A 19,517-nucleotide genomic window follows, 5' to 3' on the forward strand; every position below is an offset into this window, starting at 1 on the left:
ATGTGTTTAGGTATTCCCGGCAAAGTAATTACCGTTGGTAAAACCCCAATGGACAATGCCCAAGTTGATGTTTGTGGCGTAAAGCGGGATGTAAATATAGCCCTTGTTTGTGAGGGAGATACTGAAAGCATGGTGGGCAAATGGGTGCTAGTCCATGTTGGTTTTGCCATGAGTATCCTCGACGAAGAAGAAGCCCGTGATACCCTAGAAGCGTTAATGGCGATGGAAGAAGTCGAGGAAGATGTGGGGTATTTTTTAAGGGGAAATGCGTGATGACAATATATTTTTAAATTAGTAACTTAGAATATATTCTGGGTACATAACTCTTATCAGGAGGAGCGATGTACCCATATCAGTAGCCACCAGTTATTATAGGCTATCTATCAAAACGGTAATTGCAATTATTCCGCTGAACAACCCGTTTTGAACGGCGTTTTTGTGGTGAGTGCAGCAATAGCTTCACGATAACACAGTTCAAGTTTTGCACGACTATCGGCTGTAATATCGAGATCAATTAAATACCCATCGGTGATCCCGTAAATCCAACCATGAACCATAATATCTTGTCCACGTTTCCATGCAGATTGCAGAACAGTGGAATGCCCTAAATTATAAACTTGCTCAACAACATTTAATTCGCATAAGCGATTAATACGTTCTGTTGGTTTAAGCTCCCCTAGCATCCGGCTATGTTTAAACCAAATATCGCGGATATGCAGCAGCCAATTATCAATTAAGCCTAGCTCATCATTTTCAATAGCCGCCTCAATGCCGCCACAACCATAATGGCCACAGATAATAATGTGCTCAACTTTTAGAACATCAATGGCATATTGAATCGCAGACAAGCAGTTTAAATCGGTATGAATAACCAAATTAGCAATATTGCGATGTACGAAAAGCTCTCCTGGACCCACTTTCATTAATTTTTCAGAAGGTACTCGGCTGTCAGAACACCCAATCCATAAAAATTTAGGTTGTTGATCTTTCGATAAAGCCTTAAAGAAATCAGGGTCTTGCTCTTTAATTGAAGTCGCCCATTCCCTATTATTTACAAATAATTCTTTAATTCTATCCATCGCCATTTGGTACGCTCACTTACAGATATGACATTTTGAAGTTCATTATACAGACCATCTTAATTTAATCAGTGTAATAGGCTTTAATACCAGTAGATTATTCTCAATATTTTGATTCAAAAAGAAAAAAACCGCGCTACAATCCCTATAGCGCGGCACACTTCATTCCCTTGAATAACTTTCCTTAAATTAAACGGTTATTCACCATCAAATAGCTTAAACCCACCTAGCCCATTCCACGCTGGTAAGGCTTGATAAACTTGCTCGACGGCGGCGATCACTTTGTCATTCATTGGCATATAAAAACCGACTAAATCGGGCTGAATACCTAAGAAAATAATCTCCCCGACATCTTCTTTGAGCTGATCGATCAGAAAGTTCAACGGCAGATTATGGGTACTCATAATGAACATTTCGGCGATATCATCAGGGTCGATAATGCGAATTTCACCTGGAGCTAAACCGATATCTGCGGCATCAACAATCAATAACCTTTGGGGCTTTAAGGCGCGAACTTGGTGAGAAACACTCTCAGGGCTGCTTCCCCCATTAATTGCCATCCAACCATCGATCGGATTTTGCTGCATCAAGTCAAACAGCATGGGGCCTGCACCATCATCCCCCATCATGCTATTACCCACCGCCAGCATCAGATTTTGTACTGGCGCTTGGTTTTCTGAAGATAATAATTTTTCTGACGGCGAGTTTTCAGCTGAGTACTCAGACTCCATTGAAAAAGAAGGTTGCGTTTGTCTGGCCGCATCCCCCATAGGCTGTCTTTTCACGATCAAATAAATTGCCGGTTCGCGCTCAATTTCCCCGAGCAATCGAATCAGTGTGGCGCTCCAGGCTTGATACGGAGAATCACTGTCTTTAGCAAAACCATCTAACGCCAACGCCAGCATATTGGTGTGCGTGGCGTCGATATTAATTTCACCAAATGTAATGAGTCCCTGTAATTTGCGGCGCGCCTCCCCTTCAGGAAGCGCATTCACCCATGCTTGGTAGCCATCCAGTGGACATTCTAATTCCGTTTTTAAGCAGTCAATCATCCCAACATGGTGACCAATTGCCAGCGAGTAATACATCACTTGCTGGGCTTCTTCGGGAATATCATCATCGCTGTCGACAAATTTTTGGCGCAGTGACCAGAAAATCACTTTACCGGTTTCTGTGGATGACTTACTCATTGATGCCCCCTTGCTGCAATACGGTCACCAAGCGGTTTACAATGTCACGCAAGCGCGGATCTTGCTCTTGATCCATCCATTGCTGCATGCGACTTTGTACTTGGCTTGGTGTTGCACCATCGAGCAGAGACAAAAATTGGTCGCTGATTTCTCGACCTTGGAAATAGCCCGCTTGGCGACGCGCTTCCCGCTCAATCATTACTCGGGTTGCTAATGGAATCGAGGGCAGTAATAACTCAACCCGCTCATCATCCGCTTCACGGTGATCTTGCCCGACTAATTTCTGTTGCAGTAACCCTAATGCCACGGCAAAACCATAGATAGTAGCTGCTGGAGTTGGAGGGCAACCGGGGATCCACACATCGATCGGTACAATATGTTCGCTACCGCCCCATACACAGTACAAATCATGGAAGATCCCGCCGCCACAGCCACACGCCCCGTATGAGATACAGATTTTTGGATCCGGTGCAGACTCATAAGCCCGCAGTGCAGGCATGCGCATTGCACGAGTTACCGCTCCCGTGAACAGCAAAATATCCGCATGCCGCGGAGAAGCTACCACTTTGATCCCAAAACGTTCCGCATCAAATACTGGAGTGATCGCCGAGAAAATTTCGATTTCACATCCGTTACAACCGCCACAGTCAACACGGTAAACATACGCCGAACGTTTGATATCTTTCAGTAGCGTACTTTTGAGTTTTGCCACCTGCTCGTCGAGAACAATAGGCTGGCTAACATGGTGATTGACGGGGATATTTGGCAGACTCATGATTTATCTCCCTGAATATGCAAACGGAAGTTCTGGCGATCATTATTGGATAAATTATTTTTTTGCTTACAGGATGGGCACGTTTCATACATAGGACGCAGGGCTTCGATGCCGCTCGCTTCAACACCTGAAGCCACCATTAGAGCCATGGCATATTCCACCGATTTTTTCGGTGCAAATGCTTCGCCACACTGGCGACAATGTTGTAAGCGGAATGTCCCTTTCATGTACAAGTCCGCTTTATTCATTACCGCAGTTTCAAACTCTTCCGTCAGATGGATAGCGCGGGTCGGGCAAACCTCTTCGCAGCGAGCGCAATAAATGCAGCGCCCTAAAAATAACTGCCAGCGACGTTCCCCGCTTTCTAAATCCGTTTCCATGGTTAATGCATTGGCAGGACACGCAGAAATACAGGCACCACACGCGATACATTGTTGTGGATCGTATTCAGGTTTACCCCGAAAACCGTGTGCCACTTCCAATGGTTTAAACGGATATTTCACCGTTGCTGTTCCCGCATTACGAAGGGTTTTAAATAGCTTAAACATTTTATTCCCCTTATTTCATAATGGATTGTTTGCGCTCGATGCTGTATTGCTCAAGCTCTTTATATGCCACGGTTTTCGCTTTACGTTTTTTCACATCCACCAGCGTCACGCGGTCAGTACAGGAATAACAAGGATCGAGACTACCGATAATCAATGGTGCATCAGAAACCGTATTGCCTTGCAACATATAGCGCAGCACTGGCCAGTTGGCGTAAGTCGCTGCACGGCAACGCCAGCGGTACAGTTTTTGGTTATCCCCTAGCATGCTCCAGTGAACATCCTCACCCCGTGGCGCTTCGGTGTAACCCAGTGCGAATTTATGCGGCTGATAGGTGAAACCTTCAGTGAGGATTGGGCCATCTGGCATATTGTCGAGGGCATATTCAATCATCGACAGGGAATCGAGTGTCTCTTTGATACGCACCATGACGCGAGAATAGACATCGCAGCCATCTAAGGTGAATAAGGTTTTTGGTAAGTTGCCATAGTCAGCAAATGGATGGTCGAAACGCACGTCACGTTTAAAGCCGCTGGCACGGATCATCGGCCCTACTGGGCTATAATCACGAGCCACTTTCGGGTCTAAGCGACCCACCCCAACGGTACGCTGCTCCATATTTGGGGTACTCAACAGCATATCCACCAGCTGGGTCACATCTTGGCGCATCTCTTTGACCAGTTGGATGGTTTTGACTCGCTGCTCTTTTAAGAAGTCACGGCGTACACCACCAATTAAGTTGGTACCATACGTTTTACGCGCCCCAGTGAGTAATTCCGCCATGGTCATGGATTTTTCACGCACACGGAAAAACTGCATAAAACCGGTATCAAAGCCCGTAAAGTGGCTGGCTAAACCAATATTAAGTAAGTGGCTATGTAAGCGCTCAACTTCTAACAGTACGCTGCGAATAGTGTGAGCACGCGGTGGCACGTAAATACCGAGCGCATTTTCAACGGAAGAGGTGTACGCCACGCTGTGGGTAAAACCGCAAATTCCGCAGACACGGTCAGATAAGAAAGTGACTTCGTTGTAACCCATGCGGGTTTCAGCCAGTTTTTCCATACCACGGTGAACATAGAACATCCGGTAATCCGCATCGACAATCCGCTCGCCATCAACGAATAAACGGAAGTGTCCCGGTTCATCGGAAGTGATATGCAGCGGACCAATAGGTACGACGCGGCTTTGGGTTTTGCTGTCGTTGATAAACTCGTAAGTTTCGGTATCTGTAGTTGGCTCTGGACGTTGACGGTAATCCATGGTGTCTTTGCGCAGCGGATACAGGTCTTCAGGCCAATCATCCGGCAGCACTAAACGGCGTTCATCCGGTAAGCCCACTGGGCGTAAACCGTACATATCACGGATTTCACGTTCGCCCCATACGGCTGCTGGTACACGCGGGGTCACCGATGGAAATTCTTGAGTGATTGGGCTGACATAGGCTTTCACCGTTACCCAGCATTTTTCTCCCTCTTCCATCGACAGCGCATAATACACCGCAAACTGACCGTTAAGTGGACGTTCATCGTTGCCCCACAGTACCGGTAACCAGCCGCCACAGCCGTAATAAAGAAACTCGACGACCTCTGGCAGCATGTCAGTTTTGACGGTGATGGTGACTTGGTTGGCAGTTTGCCACTCCTCTTCCAACATGGCATGAGGAAATTTCTCGCGCACTTTTGCCAGATAGCCAGCGCCTTTACGAACGCCCTGAAGGGTATCTGCATAATTCTGATAGCTCACGTTATTTCTCCTGCGATGAAGGTTCGGAGGTGCTTACACCCCACGGCCATGGGTAATTTAAAGTGGTCAATTGCTCTGTAGCAGTGGCGCTGTCTTTTAAGACAATGGTTGCCGCATTTTCGAGTAAACGGCTCACTGGCTGAGGAATATGCGTTCCCATCACCAGCATCAGCACAATCAAAATTGCCATCGGCAAGGTGGTTAAAATACCCAGTTCCCCACGAGAGACACATTCAGGTTGCTCGCCAAATAATGTTTTGGAGATCATGCGGATAAGACCGCCCAGCACGACAGTAATCAGGATTAATACCAACAGAGTTAACCAGAAATGATCCATGGCAATACCCGCCACGACGATCATAAATTCACTTAAGAACACGTTGAAAGGTGGCATTCCGCCTAATGCTAATGCGCCACCCGCAAACATTACCGCGGTAAATGGCATAGTACGTAATAGCCCTTTGACCACTGTGATATCACGGGTACCATATTTGAGTAGAACGTTACCCGAACCACAGAACAGCAAGGTTTTGCCCAAGCTGTGGTTTAAGGTATGTAGCAGTGCCGCCAGCACACCTAATGGTCCGCCAATGCCTAATGCCACCGCAATCAGCCCCATATTTTCCACACTGGAATAAGCCAGCAGACGCTTCATATCTTTTTGAACCAAGATAAAGAACGCCGCTACCGCCACAGACATTAACCCGAACACCAGTAATAAAGTTTGAGTAAATTCGCCGCCAATCGATGAAGTGACGATGATGTAGTAACGGATGATAATCAGTAGCGCGCAGTTCAGTAGTACCGCCGACAATAATGCCGATGTTGGGCTTGGTGCTTCACTGTGCGCATCCGGTAACCATGCGTGCATTGGGAACAGACCGGTTTTGGTACCAAAACCGATTAACACAAACACAAAGGCAAGGTGCATCAGAGTTGGATCCAGTAAATCGGTGTATTTCAGGACCTCCGTCCAGAAAATCGCCATTTCAGGATCCGGCATCACGTTCACCGCGTTGGCATACACTAAAATGGTACCGAATAGACCAAACGCCACGCCGACGCTACAGATAATGATGTATTTCCATGCGGCTTCCAGCGAAGAACGTTGCCCATAAATGCCCACCAAAAATGCCGAGCTTAATGTAGTGGCTTCTACCGCAGCCCACATCAGGATCAGGTTATTACTGGTGATCACCAACAACATGGTGAACAGGAATAAATGGAAGAAACCGTAGTAATTACATAACGTTCCTACGCTGATTTCGCCATCATGCACTTCATGGTTCATATAACCGATGGAGTACAACCCTGTCAGGAAGCCAACAATCCCGAGAATGGCGAGGAATAAACCCGCAAGGCTATCGAGGTGGATCCAGCGACCTGCCATCAGCAAATCACCAACCTGATCAATGGTGCCGACCATCCATAACGATAAAACCAGTAATACGGTAATTCCCACTGTATGAATCAAGGTGACGGGAATTTTTGCGCCATTACCCAGCAAGCGGCAAGCAAAAGCCAGTAGCGAAATCACTAGCGGTGTTGCCATTAATAACGTCAATAACATAGTTTGACTCATCTCATCACCCCTTCAGCGCGGTCAGTTGATCCACGTTCAGTGTGTTGAGCGTGCGATAAATTTTACGCGCCAATACCGCCATGATGATCACAGCAAAAATAGCGTCCGTCGCGATACCAATTTCCACTAGCTCCGGCGCTTTATACGCCAGTAACGCTAAGGTTAGGTGGGAACCGTTTTCCATTAAGCAGTAACCAAATGCCTGCTTCAGGATATTGCGCTGAGTCACGATGCACAGCAGCCCCAACATAAAGTGACCCAATGAAACGGCTAATGCGGGTTTTAAATCCGTCGCCATCGGTAATTTGATGGGCTCCACCACAAACCAGCACAGCACCACAATCACCGCCGCCGCCAGCATCAACCACGCGGGGCTGATCACTCCGCCGTTAGCGGTTGGATCAGACAGTTTGCGAAACGCATACCCCATAATCAGCGGGACTAAAACTACTTTGGTGGCAAACGCACTAACTGCCCACATGGCCAATTCTGGGGCATTGAGGGTGTACGATAGCGTGCCAAAAATCGCCACTAATACCAGCGACTGCAAGGCATAGAACCAGCAAGAAGCCACCGGCTTTTTCGCGCCGATAACCAGCAGTGACGTGATCATCATCAGTCCTGCCAAATTATTCACAATCATTGAACCTGTCATGCTTTCTCTCCCTTAACCGAGCCAGATGACGGCAATCACACTAGAGCAGAAGGACATCACGATCAGTAAGCCGATAACCCACTGCATCGCCCATGGAACTGCACTGCCGTTTGCCACTTCTTCACTAGGTTCGCCGGGAACCACTTTGCCGAACCAGTACAGTAACCACGCAAAACTGGCCACTGACTCAATCAACACCAGCACCATAATTGGCGTTAAGATCCAGAACTTCTCTGATAACGCAAAACCGGCGGCGAAGATTGGGAATTTACTGAAGAAACCGTTGAGTGGTGGCACACCGGCGATTGCCAGAGCCGCAACACAGAAACCGACGCCCAATAATGGATAACGTTTTGCCAGACCACGCAAGCGCGGAAGCATACGCGTTCCACAGCTGTAGCTCAGTGCGCCCGCCACTAAGAAGAACAGACTTTTGGCGAATGCGTGGTTGAAGATATACGCGATACCGCCATCGAAGGCTTCTTTAGAACCGAAAACGGATAGGGATAAAGCAAGGAAGATATACGCCAGTTGGGTGATGGTTGACCATGCCAGCAGACGTTTCATATCTTTCTGCGGCAGGTACATCATAAAACCATACACCAAGGTAATCACCGCCATCACGACGCCCACCCAGCCGATGATTTCCGGCACATGGGTCGAAGACATCAAGCCGCGAGCAAATATGTAAACGCCCACTTTCACCATAGAAGCGGCGTGTAAGTAAGCACTAACTGGGGTAGGCGCTTCCATGGCATCAGGTAACCACGCTTGCAGTGGTAACTGAGCAGACTTGCCCCATGCGGCAAACAGAATGCCACCAAATACCATCAGGCTTTGGGTTTCATTCAGTTGCTCGATAGCGCTTAACGCGAACGTTCCGGTACTAATAAATAAGGTTGCCGCCGCCATGTATAAGCCTAATGAGCCCACATGGGTGATCAGCAATGCTTTCATCGCCGAACGTTGGGATTTTTCAGTTTGGTAATAACCGATCAGCGCCCAAGAGCATCCCCCGGTGATTTCGAAGAACACCAACTGCCCTAGAATGGTTGAGGAAAGCACCACGCCTGCCATCGCACCAATAAAAATCAACAAGAATGCATAGTAACGACGAGTGGGTCCGTGAGCGTGCTCGCGGTTTCCTTCAGTGAGGTAGCCCGTGGAATAGAGACAAATCAAGAAGCCGAGGAACACTACGGCAAAGGCAATTAAGGTACTGACGCCATCGACAGTAAAACCAAATAGCGCCACGTTCCCTGATTGGATTAATTCGACTGTAGTAGCAACCTTGCCACCATCTAAATAGAGCCATCCCAGTGCCGCAGTGCCCAGTGACGCTAGCAGCGCGACTAAAGTACTTAGCCACGGTGCGAGTCGAGTTGGCAGCACACTGACCAGCAATGCCCCAATAAAGGGGATCATCAGGGTCGCTAGTGCAATATTTTCTAACATGCTTCGTCGCTCCTTATAGACCGGTGAGGTAGAAGACGAATCCGAGTGCCGCAACACCGAATCCTAACCAAGTCACATGGTGCGTTAATAAGAAACGACCACGAGCCAGACTGTTTTCGACTATCGATGCCAGTACGAAAATCACCAGTAATTTCACTAGCAGTAATCCCATCGCTAACAGCAGGCTACCGACGGTAAAATCACTGGCATTGCCGAACGGGAAAAAAATCGACAGAAACAGGATGGCAACCACCACTTGTTTCAGACCAATTCCCCATTTCACCAGCGCCAGCCCTGAGCCGGAATATTCAGTTAACGGACCTTCTTGTAACTCTTGTTCAGCTTCTGCCACATCAAATGGGATTTTGCCCATCTCAATAAACGTGGCAAATCCGCAAGCTAGCAGTGCTAATAAGGTGGCTGTCGGAGAAATCCATCCCTCACTCATCGTCGCGCTGATAGTACCAATGTTGGTGGAACCGGCGATCAACGCCACCACCAATAAGCCGAGGAATAATGTGGGTTCTACAAGTACCCCGAGGGTCAATTCACGGCTAGCACCGATACCGGCAAATGGACTGCCCGTATCGAGACCAGAAAGTGAAAAGAAGAAGCGGAATAACGCAAAGATGTACAACACGATAATAATGTCGGCTGCGCCACTAAACAGTGAGGTGTTGGTGACAACGGGCAATGCCATCGCCAGCAGTAACATACTTCCCAGCAGCACATACGGCATGATGCGAAAAATAATGCCTGAGTCACGCGGTGCAACAGATTGGCGAGTCATCAATTTGATGATGTCGCGATAATCTTGCCAGATCCCAGGGCCTTGGCGAGAGTGCATTTTGGCGTGAATTTGGCGAGATATCCCCGTAAATAGCGGCGTTAGCAGCAATAGGGTCACGGCTTGAATAAGGGCGAAGATCCCGCTCATCAATGTTGGAGTTTCTTGAATCGACATGGTTTCTCTCCTTACGCCGCAATCACAACAAGCAAGACGACCAATGCTGCGACCACATACAGGCAGTAGAGTCTAAAATCCCCACCTTGCAGACATTGCATTCGTTTTGCTATTCGGTTAATCACGCGAACCAGTGGATAGATAATTTTCTCATCCCAGAACGGTTCAACCTTCCCTGCGCCCTCTTTCGTTATTTCTAAGGTTTGTGCTAAACGCGCTGATGGGTCGAGTTGAGTACGCAGGCGATACAGTGGCGCGAACATAGAACGCAGCGGCTGAGTAAATCCCCCCGCTGACACGGACATCTCTTTTTCCCACGCATAACCACACGCCCATGCATCCCCTTTACGACGAGCGTCGAGCTGTTTGCCTTTAAATACCATGTAGATAATCAGCGGAATGATTGGCAGAGCCAGTAATAAAATCAGGGTCATGGCTGGGGAGATCATCGCTTGAGACGCGCTATTTGGTACCAGCATAGCGCCTTGTGCGACGGTGATATCCGTAGCATGAGTCAATGACATCGCCACTTTTGCCAAAACTGGTGCGATATACGTTGCTCCAACCCCTAAAATCACACAGATAGCGGCGAGAATTAACATCGCCGCAGTCATTGTCCATGGCACTTCACGAGCATGGGTGGCTTGTTCGCTGCGAGCGCCACCACAAAAGCTGACGCCGTACACTTTCACAAAACACATCGCCGCCAATGCCCCAGTAATAGCCAACATCACAATGGCGATTGGGCCGCTAATGCGCATAATAAAAGTGCCTTCGTGGCTCATGGAGAACAACGATTGGTAGGTGTACCACTCACTGACAAAACCATTGAGTGGAGGAAGTGCTGAAATCGCCATACAACCGATTAAAAACGCGGTGGCAGTGAGTGGCATCAATTTTGCCAATCCGCCCATTTTTTCCATATCGCGGGTATGCACACGGTAAATGACTGCACCGGCGCCAAGGAATAATAAGCCTTTGAAAACCGCGTGGTTGAGTAAGTGGTAAATCGCACCGAGCAAACCAATGGTCGCCAACACAGGCATATCGTTTGCCATACCCACCATTGCCACACCAACACCCATCAAGATAATCCCGATATTTTCGACGGTGTGCCATGCCAGTAAACGTTTGATATCGTGCTCAGCCAACGCATACATCACCCCAAGAACCGAGGAAACTGCGCCGAATGCCAGCACCACGATCCCCCACCAGCCTTGGGTAGCACCGAGTAAGTCGATACCCACTTTGATGATCCCGAAGATACCGATTTTCACCATCACGCCGGACATTAATGCCGAAGCATGGGACGGTGCTGCGGGGTGAGCTTGTGGTAACCAGCTGTGAAGTGGGAGCATCCCTGCTTTGGCACCAAAGCCAAAAAATCCCAATAAGAATACCACCGACGCCATCGCTGGTGAAAGTGAGAGCTGGCGGAATGAGTCAAAATCTAAGCTGCCGCTTTGACGCCACATTAAGAAGAAGGCGATCATAATTAAAATCGAGCCGGCGTGAGCAATAAAAAAGTACAGCAGACCCGCACGGATAGATTTTTCATCTTGGTCGGCAATCACTAAGAACCAAGATGCTAGCGACATCATTTCAAATAGAATAATGAAGTAAAATGCATTATCCATCACCACCAAGCCAACCATGGAAGCGATAAATACGTTGAGGAAAAAGCCCATGCTCCATGCGCCGCGACCGCAATATTCCTGAACATAATTCAGAGAATACAGTGCGCTGACGGTCACCAGCAGGGAAATCACCATCACCATAAAGGCGGCGAGGCTATCGAGACGAACGACAAAATTGGCGAAGGGGAATGGTCCCTGTGACATATAGGTCAGGACTTCCCCACTCATTAAGACCGGAATGGCGCTGAATAATCCCAGCACGCCACCGATAATGGCAGCAATCCCGGCAACATAAATGGCGATTTTTTCTTGGCGTTTAAATAGCAGAGAAACGAAGCCACCGACGGTGTAAAAGATCACGGACCACAAGAGTAACTGAAGTGCTGTCATGTTATGAGTTCTCCCGTTTAGCAACAAAAATGTCGAACTCTGGCGGCATGGCATCGACGGATGCGCTGCGGCGTTTGGCACTTTCGTTTTCGAGTTGGCTCTCTTCTACCAGATGGAGGGCATCGGTCGGGCAGACTTTGACGCAAGCTGGTCCTTCGTCACTAAAGTCACAAAGGTCGCATTTCACGGCAATGTTGCGAATTCCCGCGTTCCACGCCAAGAAAGGGTTCATGGTTGGGAGGCTATCAGGCACATCTAACAGCATCTCTTTCGGAACATATTGTTCAAAGAAATCAGGCATATCCACTGGTTTGCTGCCTGATGGTGTGATTGCCCCAAACGGGCATACCAGTCCACATAGCTTGCAGCCAATACATAAGCTTTCGTTCAAGACAATCATGTCATTTTCGTGAGTGATGGCATTGACCGGACACACACGAGCGCACGGGGCATCGTCACATTGACGACAGAGCATCGGTGCGGTTAGCTCGCCAACTTTTACCACCGTCAGTCTCGGATATGTCTGTAAACCTTGGGCTTTATGCATTTCTGAGCACGCCACCATGCAAGTATTACATCCGATACACAGTTGTGGGTCTGCAATTACAAAGCGATTCATTCGCTTTCCCCTCCAATAAAATCAGTCGGATCTTAAGTTTGTTGCAGACACCTAAGCATTTTTTGTGCCAGAAATAATATTGTTGATTATCAGTTGGTTGGGGTTTTAAGATTGGGAGTTCGACAGTAATGACGAAGGGGGGGTGATAAAAGAAAAAATAGAATTTAAAGCAATGACTAAAGCTTAAAAGTTCAAAAAAAAGGGTCTTTGAAAAATATTCAAGTCTCCCTTTTATGTAACAATTACGGCTTAAATACGGGGGCTTGTTCTTCCGAAGAAATCTCTATGTAACGCTAGATCTGTAACGGAAGGCATATCGGATTTATTTTTTGGAAGTAAAAGAGATTTTCCATGATATTCAGCATATTCACTGTCCAAAAGAGAATCTGCTAATTGCACTGTATAATCATCATTAATCCAAAGTAAGCCCTTATCAAATAACGTATGAATATCTGCTTTTAATAATAGGCCATGACTCGCATGACAATGCCAACGGCCTTGATAAGGACGTATGTGTGCGGCCTCAAGTAACTCGATAATTTTGCTACCAGTTACAGCACATTTACTCGAATATGCCATTAATAATTTTACTCTAAGCGCTTGCTGACCTTCACGAATTACAACATGCTGTAATGCTCGCGAGCGGCAATCGCCTTGATCATTTATACTCACATCTGACGTATCAAGCTCATCTCTCATTTTTTCGAGTAGTGAACTTATATTACTTTTAAGTTCCACCAATACTGGCTTTTTATCTTCCAAATCCCAGATGCCATGTACTTCAGGTTGGTAAAGTTGAAATGTTTTCTCTATTTGAAATAAAGCATCGTTTGGGTGTCCACTGTCACTGCGAGTCAATTTCCTATTCTCACAATACCTAGCTCGGTATTGATGATTGACGGTTAGCTGCTGTAATAGTTGTCTAACCTCAGCATGTTTCATTGGTTGATTACTATCATCTAGCCAATTTCGTATTTCAATTTCCGTTGGTGCTCCTAACAAGCTGACAACGTATATCATTTGGTTTCGATGCCCATTTGAATATTCCGGAGGAATATAGTTATCGAAATGATCATTTTTCAGATCGTGATGTCTCATCCAATTCTTCCAGTGGCGTGAAAGGCTGTTTGTGCTCATTATACTTTGGGCAGACTTATTCATTGCCGCAATCAACTCTCGCCTAGCTGGTGCTCTACCTAATTGATTATATAGCTCAAAACAGTTGTCCCACACAGCTCTTATCCGAGGACCTTTGGGATAGCCATCTTTACTTAAAATCATATATTTGCCCCATTAATAATCTAAATATTATATATTCTTGCTTTGTGTAGAATTAATGAATAACAGTAAAATGGAAAATTAAAATGAACAATAATGAGTTAATAAAAAAACTTCTACCGACGCTAGATAATACTCAATTACTTTCAATACATGCAGACATTTTGCTTGAATTATGCTCAAGAAACATTTTACGTACCAAAAATAACCCAGTAGGTGACTATGCTGAATGGTTAGTTTCTCAAGCATTCGGAATGAAGTTACTGAATAATTCCTATCCTGGAGTTGATGCAATAGATGTTGATGACCAAAAAGTTCAAATTAAAGCTCGAAGAATCACGCCAGATAGCCCTTCTAAACAATTAAGTGCTTTGCGAAATTATGATGCAATTGAATTTGATTACCTCATTGCGGTCATATTTGATACGCACTATAACGTCATAGAGGCATATAAAATTCCTCATATCGTCATTGGGGATTATGCTAAATTTAGCAAGCATACGAATGCCCATCTCATCACGTTAAAGGGGGATATTCTTTTAGATGAGAGAGTTCTTGATATTAAAGAGAAAATAATATTAATCACCAAGAGCTTACATAGCCAATAGCCTTTATCAAACTGAAACTTTTCCACTTTTGGCTATTAATTAAGACAAAATAAAACTGCATTAAAAAATTCAGTTTCTTTTAAAATTGAATGATATAACCAATTTTCATAGCTAAATTAATCATTGTATACATGCTTCAAATAACCTGACCCAATCTCATCGCTAATTGTCCTAATGATTACGGTGATTTTGCCCAAAAACATCATAATCGCCTTATTGAGCCACGAGCTTATAACTCACTTAATAAGGCAGTTTTTATGAAAATTACCCAAATTCGCAATGCCACACAAATCATCGACTATGCTGGTATCATTAAATCTTAGAACAAGATAAATCAAAAGAAGATAATAACCAGTCACACTAGGTTAATCTGAAGTCATATCATGGTAGTTATTGCGCTACCATGATGTTTCCCCACTTTAGCGTGCAACCAGAGGCCTGATTAGCTTTTGCAAGATTGCCCCGGCTTTTTCACGATTTCGCCAAAGTCATTCAATGCACTTGGTTTGGTGATTTTACTCTGCACATTATTTAGCACCGGTAATTCAGGATCCATTTGCCACGCATTCCAGCCACCATCATATATCTGACTATTTTCCCAGCCCGCCATTTGAGTCATAAACCATGAAACACTGGCTCTCCACCCAGTACCACAATAAAAAGCAACGTGGTCTGATGGCTCAATGCCTTGCGTTTTCCAGAGCGCAAATATCTCTTCTGGGTTACGTAACGTGCCGTCAGGATCATAATAATCGGACATATCGTTAGCGTTTTTACCGCCGAATCCCCAGATAGCCCCAGCAGGTTCGCCTTTACGTGGAATATAATCATACCCCGTAATTTTCCCAGTATATTCATCCCAAGTACGATTACTGATCAGCTTTAGTCCCGCCTGTTGTGCTTGTATCGCTTCCGCTGGCATCGCGATAGTGACCTGAGGGTTTGCCGGAATGGATGTACCAAAATCTGCAATCGGAACAGGTATATTCACCACCGTTTCTGTTGGCAATTCCGCATCAACCCAGACATTTAAACCACCATTAAGAAAACGGACATCTTCTACACCCGCCCATTTTAGTGCCCATAATACCCGTAATGCCGCCATCTGGTTTTCAGAATAAACCACCACTGGCGTATCCTTATGGATGCCATTTTTCAATAAATTATGTTTAATCACATCCGGTTCGGATAGATTCCATACAGGCGCATTTTCAATCCAATCAGTATTAAAATGATAGGCACCTTTAATGTGGGTTGAATAGGATTTTGACTGTTCCGCATCCCCCCAAGAGACTTCAAAAATGACAGGTTTTTGTTCGCTAGTATAGCTTTCTGGTTTTTCGCCATTCAGTGCCGCATTGACCCAGCTTGGCGAAACACTCATCCAGTAATTGAGATATTTATCCATCGGATAATCTGCATTCGCATATTTAATGAATTCTTTAAATGCGAGTACGTTATAGCCCTTAGCCGCAAATTCTGCGGTGACACGTTCTAAGTCATCCAGATTGCTGTCATAGAAAACCAATGTTTTTTCTTTGGTAATTCCTTTTTCTTCCACGAAGTGAGTAAACTTATTTTCATCAATAAAGTCCAGCCAGCCCGTCGTAAATTGCATGGCGCCTTGTATATGACCACCACGCGCAGCATCTTTATCTTTAAAACCAAAAAATAAGCTATCCGGTCGGGTGTCGATAATAAGATAATCCGGATTATTTAAATTCTTCGATAATTCATCAATACTGATATCTTTTACTACGGTCTGATCACAGCCCGACAACCAAACCGATAATAATAAAATGGCGAATTTTGCCTTCATTTTTTTTCCTATATTTTGCACTGTGTCGGTCTGATGAAATAACTTGTGAGCCAGACGCCTGCCATCACCATAAATGTTGAGATCCATCCCTGCCAAGAGAAATATGCGGTTGCCACCAATGAGTTAGTGACGGTACATCCCCCCGCCAGTGTTGCCCCTATTCCCATCACTACCCCACCCATTAGGCGTTTCACGACGGTTTTTCCGTCAGGGGGTAATGTTAATGCAAACTCGCCTCGGATTTTGGCGCTGATCATGGAGCCGACCAAAATACCAATAACAAATAGGGTTCCCCAATTAAGGTAGCGCTGTTGGCCTGTAACTAAATACTGAACCACATTGGCAGAAGGCACAGAGATACCAAAACCAAAGTTACGTCCATTTTCTGCACTCAAATACCAAGCAATAATCCCGAGAAGCCCAATAAGTACCGCAGTTAAGTTAAGGGGCAATTGCTTAAATTTTCCTAATGGTGGCGGCGAGTAGCGAGGATGACGATGCTGATAAATCAGCAATCCAATGGTCACAATAATTAATATCGCTACCAGATACCATGGAGATATATTCAATGTTTTATCGATGGTATCAATCTGTGCTGGGTGGGCTAATAATGGGTCAGTCCAATGTTTTAAACTCCCTTTCCAAGCGGAGGCCATCGTGACAATAAAAGCAAATAATGCGAGCCATGTGCCAGTTAACCCTTCACCAGAACGAAACCAAGCTCCGCTACCGCAGCAGCCCGCTAATACCATGCCTATACCAAATAAAAAACCACCAATAATTGTGGCAGTCACGGGCAACGTCCCTTCTGGGATAGTTATCAATCCCATTGATTGCAGAGCAAAAAATCCAATCGCTTGAATTGAAATAGCAATCAACAACGCAGTGAGAAAACGCGTATTTTTCTGATAAACAATATTTCTGAAGCCGGAAACAAAACAAAACTACCCTGATTGCAGCAGCGCACCAAAAAGTATGCCAATAAATAAGCCGCTAATCATGAGCTGGCTCCTGTAGTAACGTAATAAACTGCATAGATATTTCTCAATAGTTATTCTAAAGAAATCAGAAGAATCAATAACGAGCGTTAGAGAGTAGCTTTAGCGCGACATTTTAATACTTCACAGATTTTCCTATGATAGCGCTTAATGAATATGGTTGAAGATTATTAATTTGTTTTGCATCAATTTTAGAGAGAAAAAAACACAGATCGATGATATTTCAATCAAGAAACTAAGTGCTACCAGCTTTACTTGTAAAATATTATTCACCTTAATTTTCATCTATCGTTTCTTTCGAGGTAGAGTTTCAACTGAGTTTCTCAAAATAATGATTCAATTATTCTTCTTATTAAAATCACTAAGTTAATTTAAACCAGATAATCTAATTTTTAAAATAATACAACAATGCGATTGCTTATTTGCATTTAATTAATAAGTATAAATCCAGCAAAGGTTATTTATTACTTAATTGGCAAGGGTAATCATAATGAAATAATAGTAATATTTTCATGTGATAATACCAATAGTACGATAGATATATAATGTTAACTGTATTTTATATAGTTGATAAAATAGAAAATTGAAGCATAAATTAGACGCTTTTAGCGTCTAATTTTGGAAAGGCTGGACTCGAATTTTATAGACAATATATTGTTTTTTGTTGGACATGATTAAAATACTAACTCTCTACTCTTATCTATTGTAATCCTTAGTCATTGTTAAAAATAACTTGTCAATCACCTATCGCTAGTCAACAATAACATTTAACTTAGGTTCAATGACGTTTAGGGACAGGCATGGCTATAGGATATTTTTTACGAGTTGGCGATAAGACAACATGTGGCGGTCAGATTCTCACCGGTGACAACACAATGCAATGGTATGGTGTTGCTGGTGCTCGTGAAGGTGATCTAGTCTCTTGCGGTAAGCATTCTGGAAAATATTATATTATCGGCGGTATTAGCAGCATGTGGCTTGAAGATAGAAAACATGCTGGAACATTAGATAGCTTTAGCTCCTGTCCATGTAAATCGAGAATAATTAATTCAATACAAGATTGCTACAGTAAAGAAGATGAGCTGATATCTCGCTCATACAGCCCTGTAACTACCGAGACTCCTATTCAGCAACCAATTAGCCAACCAAGTAATCATTACGCTCCTCCTATTATTGCCAATGACAATAAAATTAGAATTGATGCGCAACACCTAATTGATTGTGCTGATGAGCTTTGTGAAAAACATCTCTATTATCCTGAAGTAAAAAGTGAATTTAAAAGCGATGTTGAAAATTTTGCTTATCAAATTGTTGATCAGGTTGAGTCTGGTCAAAAAAGCTACGAACAAGGTTCTGCTGAGTTAAAACAAGAAGAAAAAAGCTTAAGGGAACAAGCATTTGATCTTATTTCTAATGGATTATCCATCCTTAGGGGCATTGCTATGACTGGCGTAGGTATTGGATTATGCTCTACTGGTCTAGGCTGTTTAATTGGAGCACCATTAATAGCCCACGGAGTTAATGGGATTTATGAAGGAGGAGTGGGAATTTATCAAGGAGATAGCAATATTCAAGGCCCTTTGCGTGAGGGTTACAAAGCCACGGCAAAATTATTAGGTTTTAATGAATCGGTAGGAAATCTAGCCTATGACCTCATTGATTTAGGTATCTCCATTTCAGGTAAACTAAAACTCATTCCAAAGCTAAATGAGTATGGTAATCCAAATAAAAATTTATTTTTTAAAGAATATGTGAGAAAAGATCTCGAATATGCTTATAAACAATTGAGTAATAGATTACTTATGGTTGAAATTGTCAGTGATAGTTTTTCATTACTGAATATAAAAGATGACATTAAAAATATGATTGTTCTTGATAAAGAAAATAACCATATTAGCCTTGTTATCAATGAACCTGAAAAAATATCAAATGTTAAAGAGATTGTTGATAACTGTTATACTGCAATGCTAATTGCTGGTAATGGCACCGATGATTCCCCATCAAAAATTCTCGTATGCTCAGATAAAGATGGTAAATCGTATTATGCTGATTTAGATGGCACTCCATTAGATTAAAACTAGGATTAGAACATGATTTACTTGATATACTACAGCCTGAGCATAATCAGCATTATTTTATATAGATCATTGAAAAGAAAAAGATTGTGTGATTATAG

General features: G+C 44.3%; 16 protein-coding genes and 2 pseudogenes. 3 read left to right on the forward strand and 15 right to left on the reverse strand.

Features of this window, described 5'->3' with window-relative positions; all coding sequences use genetic code 11:
• Complete coding sequence (hybG, locus tag PROVRUST_RS08760) at positions 1–273, forward strand: hydrogenase maturation factor HybG (protein ID WP_006814421.1); 273 nt, start codon at positions 1–3, stop codon at positions 271–273.
• A 128-nt stretch (positions 274–401) separates the two neighbouring features.
• Here hybG and can read toward each other — a convergent pair whose 3' ends face one another.
• From can to PROVRUST_RS08820, 13 genes and pseudogenes are all read right to left on the reverse strand, one after another.
• Complete coding sequence (gene can / locus PROVRUST_RS08765) at positions 402–1,085, reverse strand: carbonate dehydratase (RefSeq protein ID WP_006814422.1); 684 nt, start codon at positions 1,083–1,085, stop codon at positions 402–404.
• 191 nt (positions 1,086–1,276) lie between these two features.
• Positions 1,277–1,729 carry a hydrogenase maturation peptidase HycI gene (hycI, locus tag PROVRUST_RS20160; protein ID WP_230083556.1) on the reverse strand — a complete coding sequence of 151 codons (453 nt, stop codon included), beginning with the start codon at positions 1,727–1,729 and terminating at the stop codon, positions 1,277–1,279.
• A gap of 135 nt (positions 1,730–1,864) precedes the next feature.
• Positions 1,865–2,269, reverse strand: a pseudogene (locus tag PROVRUST_RS20165) (formate hydrogenlyase maturation HycH family protein); the annotation flags it as partial.
• Positions 2,262–3,044: an NADH-quinone oxidoreductase subunit B family protein gene (locus PROVRUST_RS08775; RefSeq protein ID WP_006814424.1), complete on the reverse strand. Its 783-nt coding sequence runs from the start codon at positions 3,042–3,044 to the stop codon at positions 2,262–2,264. The pseudogene PROVRUST_RS20165 and the gene PROVRUST_RS08775, both read right to left, overlap by 8 nt.
• Positions 3,041–3,592 (reverse strand): hydrogenase 4 subunit H, encoded by a 552-nt coding sequence (gene hyfH / locus PROVRUST_RS08780; RefSeq protein WP_006814425.1) that lies wholly within the window; start codon positions 3,590–3,592, stop codon positions 3,041–3,043. Before hyfH ends, PROVRUST_RS08775 begins: the two co-directional genes overlap by 4 nt.
• Positions 3,593–3,602: 10 nt before the next feature.
• Positions 3,603–5,336 carry a hydrogenase large subunit gene (locus tag PROVRUST_RS08785; RefSeq protein ID WP_006814426.1) on the reverse strand — a complete coding sequence of 578 codons (1,734 nt, stop codon included), beginning with the start codon at positions 5,334–5,336 and terminating at the stop codon, positions 3,603–3,605.
• Position 5,337: 1 nt separating this feature from the next.
• Positions 5,338–6,918, reverse strand: coding sequence for a hydrogenase 4 subunit F (locus PROVRUST_RS08790; protein ID WP_006814427.1), 1,581 nt, complete (start codon positions 6,916–6,918; stop codon positions 5,338–5,340).
• A 4-nt stretch (positions 6,919–6,922) separates the two neighbouring features.
• Positions 6,923–7,573, reverse strand: a complete 651-nt coding sequence (gene hyfE, locus PROVRUST_RS08795) for a hydrogenase 4 membrane subunit (protein WP_006814428.1) — start codon at positions 7,571–7,573, stop codon at positions 6,923–6,925.
• A 12-nt stretch (positions 7,574–7,585) separates the two neighbouring features.
• Positions 7,586–9,028, reverse strand: coding sequence for a hydrogenase 4 subunit D (locus PROVRUST_RS08800; protein WP_006814429.1), 1,443 nt, complete (start codon positions 9,026–9,028; stop codon positions 7,586–7,588).
• Between the two features lie 13 nt (positions 9,029–9,041).
• On the reverse strand, positions 9,042–9,992 hold the full coding sequence (locus tag PROVRUST_RS08805; RefSeq protein WP_006814430.1) for a respiratory chain complex I subunit 1 family protein: 951 nt from the start codon (positions 9,990–9,992) through the stop codon (positions 9,042–9,044).
• Between the two features lie 11 nt (positions 9,993–10,003).
• Positions 10,004–12,019 (reverse strand): hydrogenase 4 subunit B, encoded by a 2,016-nt coding sequence (gene hyfB, locus PROVRUST_RS08810; RefSeq protein ID WP_006814431.1) that lies wholly within the window; start codon positions 12,017–12,019, stop codon positions 10,004–10,006.
• Between the two features lies 1 nt (position 12,020).
• Positions 12,021–12,638 carry a 4Fe-4S dicluster domain-containing protein gene (locus PROVRUST_RS08815; protein WP_039854826.1) on the reverse strand — a complete coding sequence of 206 codons (618 nt, stop codon included), beginning with the start codon at positions 12,636–12,638 and terminating at the stop codon, positions 12,021–12,023.
• A gap of 249 nt (positions 12,639–12,887) precedes the next feature.
• Positions 12,888–13,919, reverse strand: a complete 1,032-nt coding sequence (locus tag PROVRUST_RS08820; protein ID WP_006814433.1) for an HNH endonuclease — start codon at positions 13,917–13,919, stop codon at positions 12,888–12,890.
• An 83-nt stretch (positions 13,920–14,002) separates the two neighbouring features.
• Here PROVRUST_RS08820 and PROVRUST_RS08825 point away from each other — a divergent pair, with 83 nt between their 5' ends.
• On the forward strand, positions 14,003–14,524 hold the full coding sequence (locus PROVRUST_RS08825) for a DUF6998 domain-containing protein (protein ID WP_006814434.1): 522 nt from the start codon (positions 14,003–14,005) through the stop codon (positions 14,522–14,524).
• Positions 14,525–14,966: 442 nt separating this feature from the next.
• Here PROVRUST_RS08825 and PROVRUST_RS08830 read toward each other — a convergent pair whose 3' ends face one another.
• Positions 14,967–16,343, reverse strand: a complete 1,377-nt coding sequence (locus tag PROVRUST_RS08830; RefSeq protein ID WP_039854828.1) for a rhodanese-like domain-containing protein — start codon at positions 16,341–16,343, stop codon at positions 14,967–14,969.
• Between the two features lie 8 nt (positions 16,344–16,351).
• Positions 16,352–17,275, reverse strand: a pseudogene (locus tag PROVRUST_RS08835) (YeeE/YedE family protein); the annotation flags it as partial.
• An 866-nt stretch (positions 17,276–18,141) separates the two neighbouring features.
• Between PROVRUST_RS08835 and PROVRUST_RS18995 the strand changes: the two are divergent.
• Positions 18,142–19,416, forward strand: coding sequence for a DUF4225 domain-containing protein (locus PROVRUST_RS18995; protein WP_006814440.1), 1,275 nt, complete (start codon positions 18,142–18,144; stop codon positions 19,414–19,416).
• Positions 19,417–19,517: the final 101 nt, after the last annotated feature.

The organism is Providencia rustigianii DSM 4541 (genome assembly GCF_000156395.1).
Classification (GTDB): domain Bacteria; phylum Pseudomonadota; class Gammaproteobacteria; order Enterobacterales; family Enterobacteriaceae; genus Providencia; species Providencia rustigianii.